Raw genomic sequence first — 24,080 nt, forward strand, 5'->3', positions numbered from 1 at the left:
CGAACGGAGGAGTGCGACGAATGGCGCATGAGCAGGCGTACGCGGACAGCCGGGTGCTGGTCACCGGCGGCGCCGGGTGCATCGGGAGCAACTTGACGCGAACCCTGGCCGGGCACGGCGCCGCGCGCGTGGTGGTCCTCGACGATCTGTCCTCCGCCGGCCGGTGGAACGTCCCGGATCACCCCGCCGTGCACTTCGTGCAGGGCAGCGTGCTCGACGACGAAGCCCTCCGCGGGGTTTTCGCAGAGAAGCCCGACTACGTGTTCCATCTGGCCGCTCTGTTCGCAAACCAGAATTCCGTCGACCACCCCGAGCAAGACCTCATGGTGAACGGACTCGGGACGCTCAAAGTCCTGCAGTTTGCCCACCTGGCCGGGGTGCGGCGATTCGTCTACGCGTCGTCCGGCTGCTCCGTGTACGGCAGCGCCGCTCCGCTTCCGCTCCGCGAGGACTTCGTGTCGATCGACCTCGACACGCCGTATCAGATCACCAAGCTGCTCGGGGAGCTCTACGGCAATTTCTTCTTCCACTACTACAAGGTGCCCGTCGTCCGCACGCGCTTCTTCAACGTGTACGGGCCCGGGGAGATCCCCGGCCGGTACCGAAACGTAATCCCGAATTTTCTCTACTGGGCCCTGCGCAAAGAACCGCTCCCGATCACGGGCACCGGGGAGGAGACGCGCGACTTCACCTACGTGGACGACGTGATCCAGGGCCTGTTGGCGGCCGGCGCGGCGGACGCGGCCGTCGGCGAGGCGATGAATCTGGCGTCCGGCAGGGAAACGACAGTGGCGCACCTGGCCGGGTTGATCAACGAGCTGACGGGGAATCCGGCCGGCGTTCGCTACGTGGCGCGCCGGCCCTGGGACAACATCACGCGGCGATGCGCCTCGGTGGAGAAAGCCGGCCGGTTGCTGGGCTACCATCCGTCGACGGATTTTGACACCGGCGTGCGCCGCACGTGGGAGTGGGTCACTCGGCACTGGGATCGCCTCGCGCAGGACGCGCGGTTCTGACCGCATCGGAGGCCGCATGTACGCGATCGTGCTGGCGGGAGGAAAGGGAGAGCGCCTCAGGCCGTTCACCGAGGATCGGCCGAAGGCCATGGTCGAGATCATGGGCATCCCCATCCTCAGCTACCAGATTCAGTGGCTGCAGGCGCAGGGCGTCACCGACCTGATCATCGCCTCCGGCTACCGCCACGAGGTCATCGAGAGCTACTTCGGGGATGGCGAACGCCTGGGGCTCAGGATCACGCATGCGGTGGAGCAAGAGCCGCTCGGCCGCGGCGGGGCGCTGCGCGCGGCGCTCGGTCACGTGCCCGCGTCGGAGGACGTCGTGATCGCCACAAACGGCGACGTCATCACCAATTTTCGGTTGGGGCCGCTGCTTGCGGCCCATTGGGCGGCGCGCTTCCTGGCGACGGTGGTGTTGACCCCGTTCATCAGTCCCTACGGGATCGTCGAAGTCGACGAGCAGGATCGCGTGACCCACTTCCGCGAGAAACCGGAGCTGCCCTATTGGATCAACGCCGGCGTCTACGCCCTCTCCCGGGAGATCCGCGCGTTGCTCCCGGAGCGGGGCGACCACGAGACGACGACGTTTCCGGAGCTGGCGCGGGACGGCCGCCTGGGCGCGTTCCAGTCCCGGGACTACTGGCGCGGCGTGGACACGATCAAGGACGTCAACGAGGTCGCGGCCGAGTTTCAGGGCCGGCTCCTGACGTTCTTCCGGCAGGGATGAGCGCGTGAACGCGATCATCCCGGTGGCCGGGCGAGGCACGCGCCTCCGGCCGCACACCCACACCCAGCCCAAGGTCTTGGTGAACGTCGCCGGCAAGCCGATTCTCAGCTACATTCTCGACGACCTCGGGCGCCTCGGGGTCGAGGAGATCACCTTCGTCGTCGGCTACCTGGCCGAGCAGGTCGAGAAGTTCGTCCGGGAACGGTATGCGTTTCGCGCGCACTTCGTCCACCAGGAGGAGACGCTCGGCAACGGACACGCCGTCTACTTGGCCCGCGAGCACTTGACCGGACCGACGTTGATCGTGTTCGGCGACACGATCGTGGACGCCGACCTGCGTGCCGCGTGCCGCCTGCCGCACTCCGCCGTCGGGGTCAATCGGGTGGACGATCCGCGGGCCTTCGGCGTCGTGGAACTGGACGCAGACGGGTTCGTGCGGCATCTGTGGGAAAAGCCGGAGCAGCCGCCGCCCGGGCTGTCCCGGATCCCGGATCTCGCCGTTGTCGGCGTGTACGTGATCCAGGAGCCGGCGCCCTTTCGGGCCGCGTTGGAGGAAATGGTGGCCCGGCGCCGGATGGCCCGCGGAGAATACTGGCTTGCCGACGCGCTGGAGATCTTCGTCGAACGCGGCGCGGCGCTGCAGACCTTCCCCGTGCGTCACTGGTACGATTGCGGAACCCCGGAGGCGCTGCTCCGCGCCAACCACGCGCTGCTGGAGCACGCCCCGCGGCCGCGGGAGATCCCGGGAACGGCCGTCATCCCGCCGTCGTCGATCGCGGACTCGGCGGTGATTGAGGGCTCGATCATCGGGCCGTACGTCACGATCGCCGAGGGCGCCCGCGTGGTGCACGCGGTGCTGCGGGAGAGCATCGTGAACGCGAACGCCCGCGTCGAGCGGGTCGTGCTCGAGGAGTCCATCATCGGCGAGCACGCCATGGTGAAGGGCCGGCAGGTCCGGATCAACGTCGGCGACGACTCCGAGATCGAGCTCGCTTAGGCCGGCGGCCGCAGTCCGCGGGCGATTTCGGCGCACGCCCACCCGAGACACAGACCGCCGAGCACATCCGACGTCCAATGATCGCCCAGGTAGACGAGCGCCGCCATGACGGTAATGACGAGTGCGCCGGCGGCTGGCGGCGTGCGCCGCAGTACCATGACCGCGAAGAACGTGGTCCGCATCGTGTGCCCCGAGGGGAAGCTGAACGGCTGCGGCACGTAGAGCCCCACCCGGTGGGGCATGCGCTGGAACTCCAGCGGCGGTCCCGGGTGCGGCAGGACCCACTTCAGGAAAAACGCGACGGCGCTGGCGGCGAGCATGCCGGCGGCGAGCCACGCGACGCCTTCGACGCGCCGGCGGTCTCGCCGCGCGAGCAGCAGCCCGACGAGGACGATCAGCGGGATGCTGATCTCCGCGTCCGCAAGAAACACGAGCCCCGCGGCCGGCAGATCGAGTACCTGGGGGGCGTGCTGCAGCCACACGGTCACCGCGACGTCCCAGCGGTGAGACGGCAGCAGGAACGTGCCGGCGGCAATGGCAAGGAAGAGGAGCAGGGCCCAACCGAGTGGTCGCACGGTCACACCGGTCGATTCACGGCCGCATGATCCGGGTCCCCCGAGGCGGGCGGATCCCGCCCGGCGGAGGAGCGTCCGCGTGAACGTCCTTGTGCTCGCCACAAAGTACTTCGGCACGGGCGGCGCCCAGGCGTACACGCGCATGTTTGCCGACGCCGCGGCGGAAGGCGGCCGCCAAGTGGACGTGCTGTCGCTCCTCGGCGGTGACCTGTCCGACCGGTCGTGCCCCGGACGGTATCTGGGTGATCAGGGGAGCCGCTCCACGCCGTGGACCCAGGCCCGGTTTGTGGGGCAGGCGATGCGGCGCGGGGCCGCCTACGACCTCGTCGTGTGCGGCCACGTCGCGCTGGCCCCCGTCGGACATCTCCTGCTCCGCCTCCACGGGACTCCGTATCTTGTGATCGGACACGGCATCGAAGTCTGGGGACCGCTGGGGCCGCGGAGGCGGACGGCGCTCCGGCGGGCGCAGCGGGTCGTGACGGTGAGCCATTTCACGGCCCAGGTTGTCGCCGAAACCCATGGCGTGTCTCCCGCCCGGCTCGCCGTGATTCATCCCGCCGTCGATCCGGCACTGCTCCAAGCGGCGCAGGACGCCGCCGGGCCTGCCCCGGACACCGACACGGTGACGCTCTTGACGGTGGCCCGGCTGTCCGCGGAGGAACGATACAAGGGGTGCGATGCGGTCATCTCCGCGCTGCCCGCGGTCCGCGCGGCCGCCGGGGTCGCTCGGTACGTGATTGCGGGTGACGGAGACGATCGTCCGCGACTCCGGGCGCTCGCCGAGGAGCGGGGCGTCGGGGATGCCGTCACGTTCGCCGGGCGGGTGCCCCGTGAGGGCCTGCCGGCGCTATATCGCGGCTGCGACATGTTTGTGATGCCGTCGATCGCGGAGCGGCGGCCGGCCGGCTGGACGGGCGAAGGCTTCGGCATCGTCTACATCGAGGCGGCGGCGTTCGGGCGGCCGGTGGTCGCGGGAAACGGCGGCGGGGCGCCCGAGGCGCTCCGGGACGGCGTGACCGGTGCCGTCGTCGACGGCCGCGACGCCGACGCGGTGGCAACGGTGCTGGTCCGGATGGCTCAGGACGCCCCGCTGCGCCGGCGCATGGGCGAGGCCGGACGGCAGTGGGTCCAGGAACGCTTCACGTTTGAACGGTTCCGGCGAGATGTGGCGCCGGTCGTCGAGTCGGCGTTGAGCGCCCCCGATCGCTGACCGGGTACATTCAGGGCGTTTCGGACGGTCCGTCTCGACGCGTGCGGTCGACGACCCATGCGGCGAGGCCGCACAGCCCCGCAAGCAGCGCGATGGTGCGGCCGAGAGCCAGCATCCGGTCGCGATACTCGAATCGGACGACGTGCCGTCCCGCCGGGACCGCCACTGCCCGGACAAGATAGTTCGCGCGGTAGACCGGCGCGGGCCGCCCGTCAAGTTCCGCCTGCCACGCCGGATAGTAGATGTCGTTCAGCACGAGGAATCCCGGACGCGGGAACTCGGCCGTGATCTCAACACGGGTATCCGTGTACGAGGTGATGCGGGCGCGCGCCGGAAGGCCCACCAGTGGGGGTAGGCCGGCGGCGCCCCCTCGTGCGGGCAGGCCGCCCCAGGCCGCGAACCCGGGGGGAAGCGCCGGCCGGCGCTCCAGCACGACGAAGGCGCGGGGGTCGTAGCCGGGGCGATTCAGTTCGTGCAGAATGGCGGACCGGCCGCGGATCACCCGGTAGCCGCCCGCCGCCAAGACCCGTGGAAACACGTGCGGCCGCCGGTAGATGAGAATGTCTGGCGCCACCTGATCGAGCCGGGACGGATCCTCGAGGCGCGCCGTCTGGATGTCGGCCCCGCGTAGGATGACATATTTCACGTTCAGAAGATCGAGGAGCGGCGAATCGAAGCCCGCGTGGATCGCCACCCCATGCGGTCCTTCCGGCCGTTCGGAGGCGTCGGGCGGGCGTCCCTGGAGGGCGTCGCTGTACTCCTGGTACCGCGCGAGCAGGAGGCTCGGCTCACCGCCGGTGTCCTGCACCCCGAAGATCGGGCCCCGATCGTAGAAGCCAGAGACCCGATACAGCGAGCGGTCCCGCCCGAGGTATCTCGTGATCGCGTCCGCCTGCGCAATCGGACGAGCGTCGGTGCCCGCGGCGATGAGGGGCGCCGCGGCGTACAGCGCGCCGGCCAAGAGAAACGCGATCGCGGCGGCGGCGAGCCAGGCGGGGGCCGTGCGGCGCGCCGCACGGCTCCGGATCAGAAATGCGCTGCCGGCCCAGGCGACGGCGACGAAGACGGCACTGTCGACGGCCGCGTGCCGGACCACCGGAAGGGACAGCAACGCCGGACCCATGCGCCACGGTGATAGGATCGTCGACGCGGCCAGCACGACGCCCGCGCCGACCGCGACGGCCAGGGCCCGCTCGACGTTGCGCCAGACCTCCGGGGAGTGCCCCGGCTCGAGATACCGCTCGAGCCCGACGGCGGCAAGGACCGACACGCTCATCGGAAGGAGAAGATTGATGTTCTCGATGTCCCGAAAGTTTCGCAGAAACGGGACGAGGGCGACCGCCCGGTAGAGGTAGCCGAACTTTCCGAGCGCGAGCCAGAGCACGGCGCCTGCGAACAGCGCAAAGAACCGCACGTGCCACCGGTCTCGCCGCGTCACGAGAGCCGCGATCGCCAGCACCACGGTAAAGAAGCCGGTATGAAGGCTGGCGGCGTGCGGATAGAACTCGCGGGCCCCGAGCTCCGCTTCTCCCCACCATCCGTGGATCTCGTCCCCGAAGAAGCGCGGCGCGAACAGCGACACGAGTCCGACCGGCGGAATCGACCCGAGCAGCGCAAAGCCGGTCCCCGTGCCCGGCCGGTTCGATACGGCGAAATTCTCCAACGTGGGCAGCGCCTGGATCGACGCGAAGCCGGCCCCGAGGACGAACATCGCGGCGAGACACAGCGCCGCCCGCCGGAGGTGCGTGCCGCACAGGCGATCCCGCGCGAGCGCGGCGACCCGGAAGCCGGCGTAAGCCGCGACGGCCACGCTCAGGTAGGTGAAATTCTGGGTCTCTCCCGCGAGCAACGGGCAGGCGAGGACGACGCCGCCGAGCAGGGCCGCGCCCAGCCGCTGCCGGCCGCACGCGATCTCCTCGACCAGGTAGAACAGCAGCGGCACGCAGGCATACGTGGCGAGCCGCGGGATGTCGCCGGACAGGATGCGCCAGGCGGCGACGCCGGACAGCATGTACGCGGCGGCGCCCGCAAACCCGGCGGGGCGCGACAGCCGCAGACTGCCGAGGTACAGCAGCATGAAAGCTCCCGCGAGGACCAGATGCAGGACCACCATGGCGTCGAGCGCCGCGGTGACGGAGCCCAGGGTGAGGAGCGGGACCGTGAGCGGGTAGAAGACGTTCGAGGCGGGATCGGCAAGTCCGGGATTGCCGGCGACGGTGTACGGGTTCCAGAGGGGGAGCCGGCCCATCCGGATCTCGCGGGCGACGAACGCGTACAGCGAGTACTCGTGCGTCATCTCGCCGCGGCCGATGAGCTCGCCGCGCGACAGCGCCGGAAAGACCACCGCCAGCGCGAGCACCGCAAGGGCGAGGAGCTCAGGGAGGACCATGCGCGCCGCCCACGCCGGGCGGCGCCCGCCGGTGCCTGCCCGGCGCCAGACGGGGTCCGCGCAAACGGTGGCCGCAGTCTCGGTCAGGAGCCATCCCCCGTGGCCATGCCGGCGTTGATGCTACCATGGTCCTCGGGACACCGTCAAACGAACGTCAGCGGGGAGGATCGGCATGCCGGGTTCCGTGTTGCCGTGGGTGCGAGTTGGTCGGCCGGCGGTGCTGGTGGAGAAATTCGGGAAGTCAGTCGTCAGCCAAACGTTCCGCAATCCACGCACCGGCATCGACGCCGAGTACATCCTCTTCGGTCATGCGGACTGGTCGACGGTGGTGCCGATCACGACGGACGGTTTCGTGATTGCCGTGGAGCAGTACAAGCAGGGGTGCGATCGGATCGTCCTGGAGCTGCCGGGAGGAGTGGCGGAGGCCGGTGACGAGGACGCCGACGCCGCCGCGGCCCGGGAATTGCTGGAAGAGACGGGATATCGGCCGCAACAGGTGACGTCGCTCGGTCCCGCCTTGTTCATGAACACCCGGAACTCATGGACGAAATGCCACCCGTTTCTGGCGACCGGCTGCCGGCCGGTGCAGCCGCCGTCCTTCGACGAGCACGAAGACCTGCTGACGCGGATGTTCGCCCTGGACGAATGGGTCCGGCTGTGCGTGGAGGAGCTGGTCTCTCCCTCCACAATCGCGACCACGTTCCGCGCGCTCCCGCACCTCGGCTACCGGTTCGTGAAAGGCGGGGCCGGGTAGAATGGGGGGTGCGGCGCCGTCGGAGGAAGAACGTCGAATCGCACGGAAGCCGTTCTCTCCGTAATGGAGCCACGGGTGCTCGTGACCGGCGGCGCGGGGTATCTGGGGTCTGTGCTCTGCGAGCATCTCCTCGACGCCGGGTACTACGTGACGGCGCTCGACAACTTGACGCATCATCAGCGGTCGCTGTTCCACCTGTGCGCGAGCCCGGCATTCGCGTTCGAATTCGGCGACGCAAGAGACGAAGGTCTCGTCCTCCGCCTGCTGACGAAGGCGGACGTGGTCATTCCCCTGGCGGCCGTGGTCGGAGCGCCAGCGTGTGACCGAGATCCCTGGCTCGCCCGCGCGCTCAACGTGGACGCGGTGTGCCTGCTCAATCGACTCCGCAGCCCGAACCAGCTCGTCGTGTTCCCGACGACCAACAGCGGCTACGGAATGAAACCCGGCGCGGCATACTGCACCGAGGATACCCCGCTTGAGCCGGTCTCGCTGTACGGTCAGACCAAGGCGCAGGCCGAGACCGAGTTGTTGGGTTCACCGAATACGATCTCCCTGCGGCTGGCCACGGTGTTCGGCATGTCGCCGCGGATGCGCGTCGATCTCCTCGTCAATCATTTCGTCTACGCGGCCGTGAAGGATGGATATTTGGTGATTTTTGAGAAGGACTTTCGCCGCAACTTCGTCCACATTCGCGACGTGGCCGACTGCATGATTCACGCAATCAGGCACGCGGACGCGATGGCGGGCCGGTGCTATAACGTCGGCTTGGACTCGGCAAACTTGACCAAAGAGCAGCTGGCACTCAAGGTGAAGGAGCAAGTGCCCGACTTCCGCATCGAGTTTGCGTCGGTGGGCCGTGATCCCGATCGGCGCGACTACATCGTCTCCAACCAGCGTCTCCGCGAGGCCGGATTTGAAGCGCGGCGCTCACTGGAAGAGGGGATCGCGGAGTTGCGAAAAGGGTATCGGATGCTGGCGCGGGGTCCGTTCGAGAATGTGTGACACGCGTGGGCGTTGACCGGTCGGAGCGGGTGCGCGCGCATCTCGCGGAGAGCGCGGAGCTGAAACGCGAGGTCGCGGCGGGCCTGACGGCTGCCATCGTGTCGGCGGCCGACCTAATCGCGGCGACGTTCCGGGCGGGTGGAAAAGTATTGCTGTGCGGAAACGGCGGGAGCGCCGCCGACTGTCAGCATCTCGCGGCGGAGTTCGTCAACCGCCTCACCGCGGACTTCCCCCGGCCCGGCCTGCCGGCCGCCGCCCTCACGACGGACTCGTCCGTGCTCACGGCGGTGGCCAACGACACCGGCCTCGACGAGGTGTTCGCGCGGCAGGTGCAGGCGTTTGGAAAGCCGGGCGACGTCTTGATCGCGATCAGCACCAGCGGCGAATCGTCGAACATCGTCAGGGCCGTCGAGGCCGCCCATGCCGCGGGTATGCAAACTATCGCACTGACCGGACGGCGGGGCCGCCTCGCCCGGATGGCCACGGTCGGCGTCGCCGTTCCGAGCGACCGGGTACAGTACATTCAAGAAGCTCATCTCGCGATCGAGCACATCGTGTGCGACCTGGTGGAGCGCGCGCTCTTCGGCAACGGGGAGACGGCGGAGGGCGACTGACGCGGCCGGCGGCATGACGCCGCCGTTCGGTCGGGGATCGCCGAAGTCGTTTATCCTCCGTTCATGGGTGGATCAACAGGCGAGCCGCGACGGCAAGGACGGCAAGCATCGCAGAGATCGACACGACCTGCGCGACGGCGAGCGCGCCTGAGACCGTGCCGGATCTGTACGCGAACTGTACGATCGCCGTGCCCCCCGGGACCCGAACGGCTTTGAAGCCGAAGTTGGCGCGCAGGATCGGGGCCGCGATACCGTTGACCTGAGCGTACCAGAACGGGTGCCAGGCGTCTGCGAAGTACAACCAGGACGGCCCCGCGCCACGGGGCAGCGCGGTACGCACCACCACGGTGTTTGCCGTGGCGCGCAGCACGCGGACCCGGCCACCGACCCGCGTGTTCGCGCCGGGCCGTACGCCGGCTTGATCGTCTGCGACTTCCGCCGGTTCGGCCCCACGGTTCTGTCCGAGGTACGACGCGTAGTCTCGCCCTGAAGCCAGCAGGAGGTCGCCGGTGTACCGGGGATCGTACATGAACCGTGCCATCTCGCGTTCCTCGCGGATCACGGTTACCGTGGAGAAAAGTTGCAGCTTTGGAAACTCACAGCCGATGGCCTTCTCGACGCGCTTGTCGCCGATAGGAAAGGAAATGAGGCGGGGCACATAGCCATCCGGCAAGGTGTTCAGATCGTGCAGCGGCATGCCGGTCGCCGCACGGTAGAACGTGTCCACGCCAGGGAACCAATAGTCCACGCGGAAGACGCTGCGGCACGGATCGACGCCGACGAACGGTTCGATCGTATTGTAGAGTGTCCCTCTCTCCGTATTCCAAAAGTCGTAGTAACAGTGCATCTCTTCCAGTCTGGCGCATTGATTGTACCAGTTCGGCCTGATGGGCTCGCTGAGGCTTGACGCCACCACGCGAAAGGCCGCGCTGCTCATCGGGTCCCGGGTGCGCTCCATGGCGAACGGTTTCTCTGCGAAGGCAAATAGGCTGCGGTAGCTCGCGTCGATGGGCACCATGTGCTGCTGAAACTGGGACATGCGGTAGCTGTACACGTCCACACCCTGGATCACCAGCAGCAGGATCCCCATCACTGTCGCGGTCGTCCGCGTCCGCAGCGGAGCGAGCAGCACGGCGATGGTGGTCACATACACCAGTGCGACAAAGGCCATACGATTCAGAAGCCTCTGCAACTGAGCAAACCCGCTGGTGGCGTCGGTCAGCTCCGCGAACACCTGTTGATGCCCGCTCCGCATCAGGTTGATTGCCCCGAACGCGGGCAACACCAGCGCGGGAAGCAGCATCACGCCCAGGATCGCCGCGAGGATCAGATATGCTCTGTGCGCGTGGTCCTGCCGGGCCTCGATGAGCGCCTCGAGGCCGAACCCGGAGAGCACCACCAGCATCACCTTGATGAGCGGGAGCACCAGTCCAATGTGGCGATAGTAGGCTACCCCGGGGATCTCGGCCACGAGCGGGGCGACGAATGAATCCTTCCCGAGGGACAGCAGGGTGAAGAACGCGGCCGTCAAGAAGAACGGCGTCATGCGCCGTTCCGGCGCCCAGAGCAGCCCGAACACCACTAACCCAAAACCGAGCACACCGAAGTAGGCGTTGGCATCGAGGTCCCACGATACACCCGTAATGAGCTCCGCGAACTTCGAGAGCCCGATCCCCTCGGCGTAGGTGAGGAAACTCTCGGGGCTTACGACGGCGCCGTTCGTCCGTCCGGCGTCGTAGTTGATGTGGTTGACTCCGTATGCGAGCAGCACCAGATACACCGCGGCGGTGAGGGCGCACGCGGCCAGCACAGCCACCTCGCGCGCCCCCGCGCGGCGCAAGGCCAATCGGATGTCGAAGCCGTGCGTCCACCACGCTCCCGCGACAAGCAGAGCGTACGTAAGCGCGTGCACCACCGGGAAGTACGGAAGGTTGCCGAATTCGGAGACGAGAAGCGCGAGTCCACCGGCGAGTACGCGCCAGAGCTGGTTGCGGGCAAAGCCGGTAAGGACGAGGTAGGCGCTGAGCGGAACAAAGTAGTAGAGATGGAAATTGAACCACGGTTGCGCAAACCAGAGGATGGACCCGGTCATCGTGATGCAGACGAAGACGAGCGTCAACCGGCGCTTAAACAGCGTGCGCGCGAGCAAATATGTCCCGGTGAGCAGGACGACTTCGTCCAGAAACATGCCGAGGTAGAAGTACTGCAACAAGTCGCCCCGGCCCAGCAGTCGGGCCACCGCGAGCATGGTGGCAAGCGACGGCCCGATCGTGAAGGCAAAGTACCAGTTGATGTCGACACCGTAATTGATGTAGGGATACCACAGCGGGACCGCATGATGCGTGAGCGCTTCGTTGAAGATGAAATGGGCGATGTTGGTGACCTGGAACCCGTCGTGAATGGGAATCCAATTTCGCGACAGGATCACCGTATAAAACAGTACCGACGGAAGCAGCGCGAGGAAGAACGGCGACCACAGGATCCGCCGCGGTACTAAGCGCAATGGCGCGTCAGCCTCCTTCCCTTCGACTCAATCTCAAATCCGCCATCCCATCCACCAAGGCTGGGGCCCACCCGAGGTTCGGCCCCGCCGTTTCTGCTCCTGCGCTGGTCTCGTGCATCGGCGGGTACCGCCGGAAGCGACGATCCTACCCCGAGACTACCCGAGGCGGGTAGTGGTGGGCGGTCGATTATCCATGTATCGTAACGCATTGCCGGCACGGGGTCGACGCAGCCGGCCGATAGGTTCGCCGGGCCGGCGCCATTCTGGACGTGGTCGCGACGTGGGAAAGATGTTAGTCTGGCGGCGGGGCTTGCTTGCACAAACGGTCGCGCAGGGCTGGAGCAGGGGCTGAGGCGGGAGTGACGTCTAGGTGATTGTCACGCGGACCCCTTTTCGGGTCTCGTTCTTCGGTGGGGGGACCGACTACCCCGCGTGGTACCGCGAGCACGGCGGCGCGGTGCTTGCGACGACAATCGACAAGTACAGTTATCTTACATGCCGGTACCTGCCGCCATTTTTCGAGCATCGCATCCGCATCATGTACTCGAAGATCGAAATGTGCCAGCATCTGGACGAGATCCAGCATCCGGCCGTGCGCGAGGTGCTGCGCCACGTCGGGATTGAGCGCGGGGTCGAGATCCACCACGATGGCGATCTGCCGGCACGCAGCGGCATGGGCTCGAGTTCGGCCTTTACGGTCGGTCTGCTCCATGCGCTCTACGCGCTGAAGGGGCAGATGCCGAGCAAGCAACAACTGGCGCTGGAAAGCGTGTTCATCGAGCAGGAGCGCCTCAAGGAGGCGGTCGGGTCTCAGGATCAGGTCTTGGCCGCCTATGGTGGGCTCAACCATATTGTTTTCTCACGAGACGGAAAGATCTCGGTGAACCCGGTGACGCTCCACGCCGACCTCATCGACGAGCTGAACAGCCACCTCATGCTGTTCTATACAGGCATCAGCCGTACGGCGTCGGACATCGCCGAAAGCTATATTCAACGCACGAGCACCAACGGCCATCACATGCAGGCGATCGGGGAGATGGTCGAGGAAGGGCTCGCGATTCTCAACGAGGGGAAAGATCTCGCCCGCTTTGGACGGCTGCTGCACGATGCGTGGGAAGCCAAGCGCAGTCTCGGCGCGCGGGTCTCGAACCGCGAGATCGATGGTCTCTACGATCAGGCCAGGGCGGCCGGAGCCATCGGCGGCAAGTTGACCGGCGCCGGCGGCGGCGGCTTCATGCTGCTCTTCGTTGAGCCCCACAACCGCCAGCGGGTGCGCGAGCAGCTCAGCGGCCTGCTGCACGTGCCGTTCGGGTTCTCCTTCGGCGGCAGCCAGGTCGTCTTCTTCGATCCAGAGCAGGACTATTCGGCGGAAGAGCGAGACCGAGCCGCCCGCGTCCTCCGGCCGTTTCGCGAGTCCACGGCCGTAGACCGTCCACCCGGTGGCACCCAATAATGGTCGTCGGCGCGGGGCACCGGGCGGCATGACGCCACCGTTGCACCGCGTCCTGATCACCGGGGTGGCCGGGTCGGGCGGCAGCTATCTCGCCGAGTACATCCTGGAGCACCATCCCGAGGTCGAGGTCCACGGCATCGCGCGCTGGCACAGCGCCGCCCGGGACCGGGACCTCTTCGGCGGCCGGGTTACGGTGCACGAGTGCGACCTGCTCGACTTCGGCTCGGTGCTGGCCGCGCTGGGGCGGGCGAGGCCGGACGGGGTGTTTCATCTCGCCGCGTACGCCAACGTGCGCGCGTCGTTCGAGACCCCCGGCGTCGTGCTGCAGAACAACATCCTCGCCACCAGCAACCTGTTCGAGGCGATCCGGTACCTCCGGCTCGATCCGCTGGTCCAGCTCTGCAGCACGTCCGAGGTCTACGGGCAGGTCGATCCGGCGGACGTGCCGATCCGCGAGGACGCGCCGCTGCGGCCGGTCAGCCCGTACGCGGTGTCCAAGGCCGCGCAGGACCTGCTCGGCTGGAGTTACTTCGCGGCGTACGGCATGCGCATCGTCCGCACGCGGATGTTCACCTACCTCAACCCGCGGCGGACGGATCTCTTCGCCACGGCGTTTGCGCGGCAGATCGCCTGGATCGAGGAAGGCCTGGCGACGGAGCTCGTCCACGGCAACCTCGACTCCGTCCGCACCTTCCTGGACGTGCGCGACGCGATGCGGGCCTACTGGGAGGCGCTGCGGTTCTGCCGGCCCGGCGACGTCTACAACATCGGCGGCACGACGACGATGACCGTGGGCGAGTGCCTGGCGCGACTGGTCGCGCTGGCCCGCGTGCCGATTCCGACCCGGCTGGATCCCGCGCTCGTCCGGCCGAAAGACGTGACCCTGCAGATCCCGTGCATCGACAAATTCATCCAGGCCACCGGGTGGGCCCCGCGCATCGGCTTCGAGGAGAGTCTGCGGCACCTGCTCGATCACTGGCGGCGTGAGGCACGGCGGCAGCGGGCGGACGCCACCGTTCCGTCTCCGTGAAGGTGACGCTGCTGCTCCCGGTCCTCAACGAAATCCACGGCGTGCGCGAGATCATGCCCCGGGTCAGGCCCGAGTGGTGCGATCAGATCCTCGTCGTCGACGGCGGGTCCACGGACGGCACGGCCGAGTACTTCCGGGAGCGCGGGTATGCGGTGGTGGACCAGCGGCGCCCGGGCATGCGCTTTGCCTACCTCGATGCGCTGTCCCAGGTCACCGGCGACGTCATCATCACGTTCAGCCCGGAGGGCAACTCGATCCCCGAACTGATCCCGCCGCTCATCGAAAAGATCCGCGAGGGCTACGACATGGTGATCGTGTCCCGCTACGCAGACGGGGCCCGCAGCGACGACGACGACACCGTGTCCGGGCTAGCGAACCTGGTGTTTACCCGGACCATCAACCTGTTGTTCCGGGCGCGGTATACTGACGCCATGGTCATGTTCCGCGCCTACCGGCGGGAGTTGATCGGCACCCTCGATCTCGACAAGGAGGCCTCGTACTGGCCTGAGGAGGCGGTCTTCGGCAAGCGTGTGGGCTGGGAGCCGCTGCTGAGCATCCGGGCTGCCAAGCGGCGTCTCCGGGTGACGGAGATTCCGGGGAGTGAGCCGGCGCGGATCGGGGGACGCAAGCGGCTGCACGTGCTGTGGGGATTCGCCTACATCCTCGAGATTGCACGAGAGGTGATCTCGTGGCGCTAGGGCCGGAACACGTGTCCGCGAGCCGCGACGCCCGATTCTACCGGGCGCTGCTCAGAATTCGCCGTGTCGAGGAAGCGCTCGCGGACGTCTACCCGACCGACAAGATCCAGAGTCCGGTGCACCTGAGTATCGGGCAGGAGGCGGCGTCGGTGGGTGTTTGCGAGGCCCTGGAGCCAGCGGACGTCGTGTTCGGCACGTACCGGAGTCACGCGTTGTACCTGGCCAAGGGCGGCGATTTGCCGCGCATGATCGCCGAGTTGTACGGGAAGGCCACGGGATGCGCCGGCGGGAAGGGCGGGTCGATGCATCTGATCGACCCGGCGGCGGGCGTGATGGGGACGTCGGCCGTGGTGGCCTCGACGATCCCGCAGGCCGTGGGATTCGCGTGGGGACTGCGCGTTCGGGGAAAGCCGGCCGTGGTGGCGAGCTTCTTCGGGGACGGCGCCGTCGAAGAGGGGGCGTTCCACGAAAGCATGAATTTTGCCGCCCTCAAGCGCCTGCCGGTGCTCTTCGTCTGCGAGAACAACTTCTACGCGATCCACTCGCCGCAGGGCGCCCGCCAGCCGTCCTCCGACCTGCTCGATCGGGCGCGCGCCTACGGCATCCCGGCTGCGCGGATCGACGATTCCGACGCCGCTGCGATCTACGAGGCCGCCCGGGACGCCGTCGACGCGATACGAGGTGGTGCCTCGGGCCCGAGATTCCTGGAATGCCGCGCCTACCGCTGGCGAGAGCACGTCGGGCCGAACGAGGATTTTGACGCCGGGTACCGGTCGCGAGACGAGGCGGAACCCTGGTTCCGCCTCGATCCGGTGGCGCGCGCGGGCGACCTCCTGCGGCCGGAAGTCCGCCGGGCGATCGAAGAGGAAGTGCTGGCGGAGGTTCGCCGGGCCTTCGAGTTCGCGGAGCGCAGTCCGTTCCCGGACCCCGAAGCACTCTCCACAGACCTCTTCAAGGAGTCAGCGCATGGAGCGCCTGCTGACGTACGCTGAGGCGATCCGCGAAGCCACCGAGCAGGAGATGGACCGGGATCCCTCGGTCGTCGTGCTCGGCATCGGCGTCGACGACTTCCGGGGGATTTACGGGACCACCCGCGGCCTGCAGGCAAAATTCGGTCCCGCACGGGTGAGCGACACCCCGTTGTCCGAAGACGGGATGACGGGGGTGGCGATCGGCGCGGCGCTCTCGGGGCTGAGGCCGATCCACGTGCACATCCGGATGGACTTCCTGCTGCTGGCAATGAACCAGCTCATCAATATCGCCGCGAAGAGCCGGTACATGTACGGCGGGGCGGTTTCCGTCCCGATCGTCGTCCGGTCGATCATCGGACGGAGCTGGGGGCAGGGCGCGCAGCATTCCCAGGGTCTCCACGCGCTCTTTGCGCACGTGCCGGGGCTCAAGGTGGTGGCGCCGAGCACGCCGTACGACGCCAAGGGCTGTCTTGTCGAGAGCATCCGGGACGACAATCCGGTGATGTTCGTCGAGCACCGGATGCTTCATGCGCAGAAGGGGCACGTTCCCCAGCACGCCTACGCTGTCCCGTTCGGCAAAGCGCGGACCCTGGCCCAGGGTGACGACGTGACCCTCGTCGGGATCTCGTACATGGCGGTGGAGTGCCTGCGCGCGCAGCGCAGTCTCGAGCAGGCCGGGATCCATGCCGAGGTCATCGATCCGGTGTCGGTGAGCCCGCTCGATACGGAGACCATCGTAGAATCGGTGCGCAAGACCGGACGGCTCGTGGTGGTGGACACCGCCTGGACCGCGTGCGGCGTGACCGCGGAGATCGTGGCCCGCGTGGTCGAGCATCTCCAGGGCGTACGGCGCCTCCAGGTGTGCCGGATGGGGTACGCCCCGGTCGTCTGTCCGACCACCAAGAACCTGCAGGACCTCTTCTACCCGACGGTGGAGCAGATCGCGTCTGCGGCCTATCGGCTCGTTCGGGGCGAGGCCGGCGCGTGGACCCCGGCCGCCTTGGAAGCGCCGGAGCTGGTGGCGTTCAAAGGGCCGTTTTAGGAGGTTCGGAACAGGATGACCGCACCCGGGGCCGGGAGACCGAGCGTGACCAGGCAGTATCTGCTGGCGGACCGCACCATCAACCGCGACGACCTGCGGGATCTCGTCGCCTGGCTCGAGACGGATCCGTGGCTGACCCAAGGGCCGCTCGTGCGGGAGTTCGAACGCCGGTGGGCGGAGTGGCTCGGGGTCGGGCACGCGACGTTCGTGAATTCCGGCTCGTCGGCGATCCTCTTGATGTACTGCAGCCTCCTGTATTCCGGACGCTTGAAGAATACCAAAGTCGTCGTGCCGGCGATCAGCTGGGCGACGACGGTGATGCCGGCGATCCAGCTCGGCTTCGAGCCCATCATGTGCGAAGCGGACTGGACGACGTTCGGCGTGGATCTCGATCACCTGGAGGCGCTGCTGCGGCGCGAGAGCCCGGCCGCGGTGATCGCCGTGCACGTGCTCGGCGTGCCGAACGAGATGGAGGGGCTGCTCCGCCTGCGGGAGCGGTACGGCTTCGTCCTGATGGAGGACGCGTGCGCGGCGACCGGGTCGCGGTACGACGGCCGCCTCGTCGGGACGTTTGGTGAGCTGAGCGCCTTTTCGTTCTACTACGGGCATCACATGTCCACGATCGAGGGCGGGATGGTCTGTACGAACGACGCCGGGCTGCACGACATCCTGGCGCAGACCCGCGCGCACGGCTGGCCGAAGGATCTCGCGCCCGAGCGGGAGGAGCAGCAGGCCCGCAGCCGGGACGTCATCGAGTTCAACCGGCCGTTCACGTTCTATTACCCCGGCTTCAACGTCCGGTCGACCGACCTGAACGCCAGGATCGGTCTGTCGCAGCTCGCGCGGCTCGACGAGGTCGTCCGGCGGCGAGTCGAGAACCACGCGGCGTATCAGGCGCGCTTTGGCCGCGCGCCCGGCTTCCACTACCAGCGGTGCGACCGGGCGGCCATTGCCAGCATCTCGTTCGCGGCCGTGGCGCCGTCGCAGGACCACCGCGAGCGGATCGCGCAGGCGCTTCGCGCCGGTCACATCGAGACGCGGCCGCTCGGCGGCGGCAACATGTCGCGTCAGCCGTATTGGACCGACCGGTACGGCACCATCGTCTTCCCGGTCGCCGACAAGATCCATCTCGGCGGGTTTCAATTGCCGAACCATCCGCTGTTGACGACGGACGACGTCAACCATATCTGCGACACCGTGCTGTCGGTGCCGGCGGAGGCGTGAGATGACCGCCGGGATGCCGGCGGAGAGGAGCGCGGTATGACGGGGCGACCGCTCGATCTGGTGCTCGTGAATCCGGGCGCCCGGCGGCAGATCTATCAGTCGCTCGGGTCGACGCTCTCGGCGATCGAGCCGCCGGTGTGGACCGGGCTCCTGGCCACGTTCGCGCGGCGCCGAGGGTACGCCGTCGAAATCGTGGACAGTCACGCCGAGGACCTGAGCCCCGAGGAGACGGCGCGGCGCGTTGCCGCTGCGTCGCCGCGCCTCGTCGCCGTCGTCGCCTACGGCCATCAACCCTCGGCGTCGACGCAAGTGATGCCCTCGGCCGGCGCCATCTGCGCCGCTGTGAAGCAGGCGGCCCCCGAGCTCAACGTGCTGCTGGTCGGCGGGCATGTGGCGGCCTTGCCTGAGCGCACGCTCCGCGAGGAGGCGGCGGACTTCGTGTGCGGCGGGGAAGGCCCGTGCACGCTGCTCGATCTCCTGGAGGCGCTCGGATCGGCGCACCCGGACTACGCAAAGGTCCGGGGACTCTGGTACCGGGACGGCGGGACGGTGCGCACGACCCCGCCCGCGCCGCTGGTCGGCGATCTCGATGCGGAGATGCCGGAACTGGCGTGGGACCTCCTTCCGATGGACCGGTACCGGGCCCACAACTGGCACTGCTTTGGCGATCTCACCCGCGAGCCGTATGCGTCGCTCTACACGACGCTCGGCTGCCCGTACCACTGCAGCTTCTGCTGCATCCAGGCGCCGTACAAGAGCGGCGAGCGTGTGCTGGGGTACAAGGAAGCGGTCAACAGCTATCGGTTCTGGGACCCCAAGACCACCGTGGCGCAGATCGACCGCCTGGTGAGCGAGTACGGGGTGCGGAACATCAAGTTTGCCGACGAGATGTTCGTGCTCAACATGAAACACGTGCACGGCATCTGCGACCTGCTCATCCAGCGGGGCCACGATCTCAACATCTGGGCGTACGCCCGGATCGACACCGTGCGGGGCGAGGATACCGTCGAGAAGTTGAAGCGGGCCGGCTTCAACTGGCTGTGTTTCGGCATCGAGGCGGGCAGCGAACGCGTGCGCGCGGACGTGGACAAGCGCTTCGAGCAGGACGAGATCTTCAAGACCATCGAGCGCGTGCGGGCCGGCGGCATCAACGTCCTTGGGAACTACATCTTCGGACTGCCCGAGGACGATCTCGGCACGATGCAGGAGACGCTCGACATGGCGCTCGAGCTCAACTGCGAGTTCGCCAATTTCTATTCCACGATGGCCTATCCCGGCTCGCCCCTCTACACGCTCGCGGTCCAACAGGGGTGGCCGCTCCCGGCGACGTGGGCCGGATACTCGCAGCACGCCCGCGACACGCTGCCCCTGCCCACGAAGCACATTTCGGGCCTCGAGGTGCTCCGGTTCCGGGATCGCGCGTTTCAGGTGTACTTCTCGAGTCCCCGGTACCTCGAGATGGTCGAGCGCAAGTTCGGCCGCCCGACGGTGGAGCATATTCGGGAGATGGCCTCGTTTCCGCTGGCGCGGCCGTACTCGCAGACGGCGTGAGCCGCGTCGCGTGTAACCGCCTCACGGCATCCACGCGGTCGTGTCAGGAGACCTGCCGCACCCGTATGCTGGCCGGCATGGCCGACGGGCTGTGATGGCCGATATTCCGATGACGGACGACGATTGGTAAATGGTGGACGGTCTGCGTCCGGTGTCGACGGAACGAGAACCTCCGCAGAGTTACTCTGTACTGCTGTACTTCCCTCGGTCTCTCTGGCAACGCGTCAGCCACTACGTTGCCCGGTCGTGAGGAGGTCGAGACTGCGGGGGTCGACAAGGTCGACCTGGCCTCTAGTTGCCATGAGCCTTGCGCGCACCAAAATTATCGCAAGCTAATGATTTCGAGGTTGTTCTCCAGAACGGCGGTTCAGTTGGTGGCCCTTGGCGCGATCACGCTCGCAACTTATTATCATGACCTCTACGGCGTCGCACGTGCCGATCAGTTAATCTACTTCTACCGCACCGCCAAGATCAACGACTTTTGGAATCTCACATTCGGTGCGTTTGACTTCAACCGCACGCATTCCATCGGCGATTTCGCGCTCTTCCGGCCGGGTCTCTATTTCCTCCTTGGCGTCGAGAAATGGCTATGGGGCTACAATTTGCTGGCCTGGCAAGCGACGAGTCTTGGGCTGCATGTCGCCGTAGTCTTGAGCCTGTTCGCCTACTTCCGCGGGTGCCTACGGGGCGTGGGTGCAACACTGGAGTGTTCCTGGCTGCCTTTCGCCGCATCTGCTTTCTTCGCGACGCTCTACGCAGGCAGCGAAATGGTGGCGTGGCAGCACCTTGGCGGGTATCTTCTGTTTTGTCTTCTCCTCGTGCAATCGGCGATCTGGTACCGGCGCTTCACGGCTCGACCGTCTGCGGGACGCGCGGCCGTTCTGGTCATCTGCGCGACCCTCGCGGCGTTTACTTATGAGTTGGGTGTTGCCGGGTTGGGAGCGTACGCCCTCCTTTGCGCCCTGGCGGCGATGAGAAACAGGACCGACCGCCGCCTTTATACCCTGGCCGCCGGGCACCTGCTGCTTGCGATCGTCGCGTATGCTGCCATCGATTACCTCGACTATCCGGCCGCAGCCACTGATCTGCCCCACCCTCCGATCGAAAGAACCGCGGCTGTCACCGTGGCTTATGCTCGCCAATGGACCAGCGAGATGTTCCTCCCCGCCGCAACTATCCTTTACCCCGGCGTCCGCATAACGGCTGATTTCAAACTGTCCGGCACGCACCCGGGCAACACCATGATTGTCGTCGCGCTTGTCGCCGCCAGCCTCGCGGCACAGCGCAATAGGAAGCGACTTCGCGATGTCCAAATGGCGGTATTGTTCCTGGGACTCGGCATCGTCTACACGGCGACGATTGTTGCCCAACGCGCCCTTCCAAGAGGCGTCGAAGGCCAGTTCTTCAACAACAGCTATTACGCCTACACCTTTGCCCTTCTTTTCCTGCTGGCGGCCTTCCATTTTGTAGCGGTCCCATGTGAGCCGCGCACAGGCCCTCTCGCAGCGACGATAAGGTCGGTGATCGTAGTCGCGCTGCTCCTAATCTCCGCCATAGGAGCGGGTAAGATTTATGTCCTTATGTTCAACGAGCGTCACGGTTATGCCGAACCAATTGAACAACTTATTACGCGAATCAATGGTCTGGTCCGTCAGCATCGCGGTGAGCGCGATTTCTCATTCACCGTGATGCCCGGTTGTAAGGGCAACCCGGACCTGCGCTGGTTTTCAATCCAGACCACGGTCAAGCGTTCGAATTACTCAATCGCCTGGGTGATGTATCCTCAATACGAGCGGGACGCTGGCGGCAAATATCTGGTTCGGTGTGATGACGCTTCGTCAGGCTCCGGTAACAGGGGTTCTGAGGCATCAGTACGTCTCGTGCAGGAGTCAGCGCGCGCCGGATGAGGCCTCGGAGTTGAGTAACGGTGATATGATTAGTGCGGTGGAGTTGTCTGGTGGCAGCTGATCCGCTTGAGATCCGGATTGCCCGGCTCGACGGCGGCTACGAGCAGATCGACAGGCGCATGTCCTCTCTTGAAGGCGGACTGCGGGATCTTCAGACGTATCTTCGGGCCGAATTCACGGTCCTTCGCACCGAACTGCACGAGGAGATTCAGCGAGTGATTGCGCGCGTTGACCGTGTCGAGGGACGCGTAGACCACCTCGAGGGGCGTGTGGGTCGCGTTGACGCGCGTGTCGACATGGTTCTCTATGGTCTTGTCGTCGCGATCCTGGTGCCGATCTTCCTGCGGGTGTTCTTCCATTAGCCCAACTTCCGCAGTTGAGGGGTAAAACCCCCGGTTTTTCACGGAAAACGGGGCCGGGTCTTCACTACAAACCGACCGCCTCCAGGTGGGTCGGCAGGCTGAGGCCGAGCCGCTGGAGCAGGATGGCTTGGTGCTCGGTGGGCCGGCTGACGCACCGTTTGCGCAGCTCGAGGCCGTCGCGGGTCGGGAGCACCACATCCACAAGGCGGATCTGAGACAGCTCGGCAAAGATCTTGCGCGGTTCCTCTCCCAGACCGACGGCGTGGCACCACCGGGCAAGGGTCTTCCATAGCACGTAGGCGAGGAAGCACACCAAGATGTGCGCCTGGACGCGCGTTTCTTTCTGGTGCCAGATGGGGCGGAGTTGGAGGTCGGACTTCTGAATCCGAAAGGCCGTCTCCGCGTCCGTGAGGTGGATATAGGCCGTCCAGAGGTCCTCGGCGTCCCACTCGACGAGATTGCTGCGGAGCACGTAACAGCCTTCGCTGAAGCGGGCCCACTCACGCCAGGCGGGCGACATCGTCCACCGCACCGTCGCCGCCCCGCGCTTGGTGCTGCCGACTTCGACATGAAAGAGCTTGGCGGCGCGGGAGTTGCTGCCGAGGAGCCGTCCGACGCGCTGGGCAATGGCGACCGCCGAGTGGGCCCGCCGGCGGCAGCTGGCCGCGATCGCCTCGAGGCCCTCGGTGATCCGCCGCTCGAACCGGTCATGCATCGCGCGTTCTTTCGTGCGCCGTGCCGCACTCCGGCACACGATGAACACTTCATCGCCCTCCGGCGCGGCGCACAACCGCGCTTCGACCCCGTCTCGCACCCGCTGCCAGGTCTCCGCCGCCAACTCCCGCGCGAAGCGGCGCAGCAGGCTCTTCGGCGTCCCCACAATGTACCGTCGCTGGTGGGCCTTGAGCCAGGCGACGTGGTCTTCACTCACCAGCCCGCGATCCAGCACCCAGATGCGGTCCGCGGCGCCGTAGCGGCGCTCCATGGTCTCGACGATCTCTTCGAGCGTCGTGACATCACTCCGGTTGCCGGCGAAGACCTCGTACCCCAGCGGCAAGCCCTCGCGCGTCACCACCAAGGCGAGATTGACTTGCTTGCAATCCGGGCGGTGATCGCGCGAGTAGCCGCGCTGGGCCTGCGGATTGCGGGCGGCCTCGCCTTCGAAATAGGTCGACGTCACATCATAGAGCAGCAAATCGTACCGAATCGCAAAGAGCCGACCGAGCCGGTCTTTGAGATGTGCCTCCAGCGCAGTCTTGTGCGGGAGCAGCTGATCGAGGGCCCGGTAGAGCCGATCCTCGTTGACCTTGGCGGCCGGCACACCCAACAAATCCGGCAGCGCACTGGCGCCGTACACGTGCTCCGCCAGGTGCAGTTCGCTGCTCGGGGCGCAGAGGCGGCCGAGCACGAGGACCAGCGCCATCGCCGGCCAGGGAATCTCCATCCGGCCTGGTGGGAACCGCTCCTCGAGAAACCGCGGCACGTCGAGGCGCTGAAGCAGCGTGGACCCCAGCCACGGACCACCGAAGTCCCGCGTCCGCTCCACGCGCACGCGGGTGAGATCCACCTCGACCCACCGGGGCTCGCGCGTCTCGTACAATGACTGTTGATACGTACCGTCGCCCGGTGGGAGCGCCATTCGGCCGTGCGCATCCACTTCGCCCAGATACGCGACGACCCGCTGCCGGGGGCCGCGGGTCGTGCGATACGATTCCACGAGCGCCCAATAGCCGTGGCGCTTCCCATTCTTCGTCCGGTAACAGCGCCGCACGTACATCTGTCCTCATCATACGAACGCCGGCCGTGGCTGCAAGAGGGTTGGTCTTCACTACACCGCATGATCACGCCATCGCGATCGCTCCGCTCCGCGCCACGTCAAATAATACGGCCCTCTCCGGGTCGCACCGATCCCGAAGAGAGCCTAAAATTCTTTCAACGATGCCTCAACTGCGGAAGTTGGGCTAGCGGGCGGGAATGACACATCAGAGTGAATAGCACCTTACCAAAGGCTTTTGGGATAGGTTCTTAGTAACGAACCGGTGGAGCGGCTGGCAC

Annotated in this window: 20 protein-coding genes; 15 read left to right on the forward strand and 5 right to left on the reverse strand. The window is 66.6% G+C overall.

Annotation, left to right across the window (positions count from 1 at the left end):
- Nucleotides 1-20 precede the first annotated feature (20 nt).
- From VGZ23_10645 to VGZ23_10655, 3 genes are read left to right on the forward strand one after another with little or no spacing between them, the layout of a single operon-like run.
- On the forward strand, nucleotides 21-1,016 hold the full coding sequence (locus VGZ23_10645; GenBank protein HEV2358051.1) for an NAD-dependent epimerase/dehydratase family protein: 996 nt from the start codon (nucleotides 21-23) through the stop codon (nucleotides 1,014-1,016).
- Between the two features lie 16 nt (nucleotides 1,017-1,032).
- On the forward strand, nucleotides 1,033-1,743 hold the full coding sequence (locus tag VGZ23_10650; GenBank protein HEV2358052.1) for a nucleotidyltransferase family protein: 711 nt from the start codon (nucleotides 1,033-1,035) through the stop codon (nucleotides 1,741-1,743).
- 4 nt (nucleotides 1,744-1,747) lie between these two features.
- Nucleotides 1,748-2,740 carry a sugar phosphate nucleotidyltransferase gene (locus VGZ23_10655; protein HEV2358053.1) on the forward strand — a complete coding sequence of 331 codons (993 nt, stop codon included), beginning with the start codon at nucleotides 1,748-1,750 and terminating at the stop codon, nucleotides 2,738-2,740.
- On the opposite strand, the gene VGZ23_10660 is transcribed toward VGZ23_10655, so the two are convergent.
- Nucleotides 2,737-3,321 carry a phosphatase PAP2 family protein gene (locus VGZ23_10660; GenBank protein ID HEV2358054.1) on the reverse strand — a complete coding sequence of 195 codons (585 nt, stop codon included), beginning with the start codon at nucleotides 3,319-3,321 and terminating at the stop codon, nucleotides 2,737-2,739. The genes VGZ23_10655 and VGZ23_10660 overlap by 4 nt on opposite strands.
- A 73-nt stretch (nucleotides 3,322-3,394) precedes the next feature.
- On the opposite strand from VGZ23_10660, the gene VGZ23_10665 reads away from it, so the two are divergent.
- On the forward strand, nucleotides 3,395-4,525 hold the full coding sequence (locus tag VGZ23_10665) for a glycosyltransferase family 4 protein (protein ID HEV2358055.1): 1,131 nt from the start codon (nucleotides 3,395-3,397) through the stop codon (nucleotides 4,523-4,525).
- Between the two features lie 10 nt (nucleotides 4,526-4,535).
- On the opposite strand, the gene VGZ23_10670 is transcribed toward VGZ23_10665, so the two are convergent.
- Nucleotides 4,536-6,914: a hypothetical protein gene (locus VGZ23_10670; protein ID HEV2358056.1), complete on the reverse strand. Its 2,379-nt coding sequence runs from the start codon at nucleotides 6,912-6,914 to the stop codon at nucleotides 4,536-4,538.
- Nucleotides 6,915-7,086: 172 nt separating this feature from the next.
- Between VGZ23_10670 and VGZ23_10675 the strand changes: the two genes are divergently transcribed.
- The 3 genes from VGZ23_10675 to VGZ23_10685 all read left to right on the forward strand — a co-directional run bounded on the left by VGZ23_10675 (nucleotide 7,087) and on the right by VGZ23_10685 (nucleotide 9,284).
- Nucleotides 7,087-7,668, forward strand: coding sequence for an NUDIX hydrolase (locus VGZ23_10675; protein ID HEV2358057.1), 582 nt, complete (start codon nucleotides 7,087-7,089; stop codon nucleotides 7,666-7,668).
- Nucleotides 7,669-7,731: 63 nt separating this feature from the next.
- On the forward strand, nucleotides 7,732-8,670 hold the full coding sequence (locus tag VGZ23_10680; GenBank protein HEV2358058.1) for an NAD(P)-dependent oxidoreductase: 939 nt from the start codon (nucleotides 7,732-7,734) through the stop codon (nucleotides 8,668-8,670).
- 5 nt (nucleotides 8,671-8,675) lie between these two features.
- Nucleotides 8,676-9,284, forward strand: a complete 609-nt coding sequence (locus VGZ23_10685) for an SIS domain-containing protein (protein ID HEV2358059.1) — start codon at nucleotides 8,676-8,678, stop codon at nucleotides 9,282-9,284.
- A gap of 61 nt (nucleotides 9,285-9,345) precedes the next feature.
- Here the strand turns inward: VGZ23_10685 and VGZ23_10690 are convergent, their stop codons facing one another.
- The gene (locus tag VGZ23_10690) at nucleotides 9,346-11,787 is read right to left on the reverse strand and encodes a hypothetical protein (GenBank protein HEV2358060.1); all 2,442 of its coding nucleotides are present in this window, start codon (nucleotides 11,785-11,787) and stop codon (nucleotides 9,346-9,348) included.
- 370 nt (nucleotides 11,788-12,157) lie between these two features.
- Between VGZ23_10690 and VGZ23_10695 the strand changes: the two genes are divergently transcribed.
- From VGZ23_10695 to VGZ23_10730, 8 genes are all read left to right on the forward strand, one after another.
- Entirely contained in the window at nucleotides 12,158-13,240 is a 1,083-nt protein-coding gene (locus VGZ23_10695) for a kinase (GenBank protein HEV2358061.1), read from the forward strand.
- Between the two features lie 28 nt (nucleotides 13,241-13,268).
- A complete protein-coding gene (locus VGZ23_10700; GenBank protein HEV2358062.1) occupies nucleotides 13,269-14,270 on the forward strand; it encodes a GDP-mannose 4,6-dehydratase in 1,002 nt (333 codons plus the stop codon).
- A gap of 2 nt (nucleotides 14,271-14,272) precedes the next feature.
- On the forward strand, nucleotides 14,273-14,968 hold the full coding sequence (locus tag VGZ23_10705; protein ID HEV2358063.1) for a glycosyltransferase family 2 protein: 696 nt from the start codon (nucleotides 14,273-14,275) through the stop codon (nucleotides 14,966-14,968).
- Nucleotides 14,959-15,960 carry a thiamine pyrophosphate-dependent dehydrogenase E1 component subunit alpha gene (locus VGZ23_10710; protein ID HEV2358064.1) on the forward strand — a complete coding sequence of 334 codons (1,002 nt, stop codon included), beginning with the start codon at nucleotides 14,959-14,961 and terminating at the stop codon, nucleotides 15,958-15,960. The genes VGZ23_10705 and VGZ23_10710 overlap by 10 nt, the downstream gene beginning before the upstream one ends.
- A complete protein-coding gene (locus VGZ23_10715; protein ID HEV2358065.1) occupies nucleotides 15,935-16,981 on the forward strand; it encodes a transketolase C-terminal domain-containing protein in 1,047 nt (348 codons plus the stop codon). The genes VGZ23_10710 and VGZ23_10715 overlap by 26 nt, the downstream gene beginning before the upstream one ends.
- A gap of 15 nt (nucleotides 16,982-16,996) precedes the next feature.
- Nucleotides 16,997-18,205 carry a DegT/DnrJ/EryC1/StrS family aminotransferase gene (locus tag VGZ23_10720; protein ID HEV2358066.1) on the forward strand — a complete coding sequence of 403 codons (1,209 nt, stop codon included), beginning with the start codon at nucleotides 16,997-16,999 and terminating at the stop codon, nucleotides 18,203-18,205.
- Nucleotides 18,206-18,241: 36 nt separating this feature from the next.
- A complete protein-coding gene (locus VGZ23_10725; GenBank protein ID HEV2358067.1) occupies nucleotides 18,242-19,756 on the forward strand; it encodes a radical SAM protein in 1,515 nt (504 codons plus the stop codon).
- Between the two features lie 374 nt (nucleotides 19,757-20,130).
- Nucleotides 20,131-21,663, forward strand: coding sequence for a hypothetical protein (locus tag VGZ23_10730; protein ID HEV2358068.1), 1,533 nt, complete (start codon nucleotides 20,131-20,133; stop codon nucleotides 21,661-21,663).
- Between the two features lie 29 nt (nucleotides 21,664-21,692).
- On the opposite strand, the gene VGZ23_10735 is transcribed toward VGZ23_10730, so the two are convergent.
- Together VGZ23_10735 and VGZ23_10740 are read right to left on the reverse strand one after the other, a co-directional pair.
- The gene (locus VGZ23_10735; protein HEV2358069.1) at nucleotides 21,693-22,022 is read right to left on the reverse strand and encodes a hypothetical protein; all 330 of its coding nucleotides are present in this window, start codon (nucleotides 22,020-22,022) and stop codon (nucleotides 21,693-21,695) included.
- Between the two features lie 67 nt (nucleotides 22,023-22,089).
- The gene (locus tag VGZ23_10740; protein ID HEV2358070.1) at nucleotides 22,090-23,802 is read right to left on the reverse strand and encodes an IS1634 family transposase; all 1,713 of its coding nucleotides are present in this window, start codon (nucleotides 23,800-23,802) and stop codon (nucleotides 22,090-22,092) included.
- Nucleotides 23,803-24,080: the final 278 nt, after the last annotated feature.

The organism is bacterium, assembly GCA_035945995.1.
Classification (GTDB): Bacteria; Sysuimicrobiota; Sysuimicrobiia; order Sysuimicrobiales; family Segetimicrobiaceae; genus DASSJF01.

Bases quoted from the DNA above. Each gene is read 5' to 3' on its own strand.
- VGZ23_10680 (HEV2358058.1), top strand. From the start codon at position 7,732: ATGGAGCCACGGGTGCTCGTGACCGGCGGCGCGGGGTATCTGGGGTCT.
- VGZ23_10720 (HEV2358066.1), top strand. From the start codon at position 16,997: ATGACCGCACCCGGGGCCGGGAGACCGAGCGTGACCAGGCAGTATCTG.
- VGZ23_10715 (HEV2358065.1), top strand. From the start codon at position 15,935: ATGGAGCGCCTGCTGACGTACGCTGAGGCGATCCGCGAAGCCACCGAG.
- VGZ23_10740 (HEV2358070.1), bottom strand. From the start codon at position 23,802: ATGTACGTGCGGCGCTGTTACCGGACGAAGAATGGGAAGCGCCACGGC.
- VGZ23_10645 (HEV2358051.1), top strand. From the start codon at position 21: ATGGCGCATGAGCAGGCGTACGCGGACAGCCGGGTGCTGGTCACCGGC.
- VGZ23_10735 (HEV2358069.1), bottom strand. From the start codon at position 22,022: ATGGAAGAACACCCGCAGGAAGATCGGCACCAGGATCGCGACGACAAG.
- VGZ23_10700 (HEV2358062.1), top strand. From the start codon at position 13,269: ATGACGCCACCGTTGCACCGCGTCCTGATCACCGGGGTGGCCGGGTCG.
- VGZ23_10650 (HEV2358052.1), top strand. From the start codon at position 1,033: ATGTACGCGATCGTGCTGGCGGGAGGAAAGGGAGAGCGCCTCAGGCCG.
- VGZ23_10670 (HEV2358056.1), bottom strand. From the start codon at position 6,914: ATGGTCCTCCCTGAGCTCCTCGCCCTTGCGGTGCTCGCGCTGGCGGTG.
- VGZ23_10725 (HEV2358067.1), top strand. From the start codon at position 18,242: ATGACGGGGCGACCGCTCGATCTGGTGCTCGTGAATCCGGGCGCCCGG.
- VGZ23_10675 (HEV2358057.1), top strand. From the start codon at position 7,087: ATGCCGGGTTCCGTGTTGCCGTGGGTGCGAGTTGGTCGGCCGGCGGTG.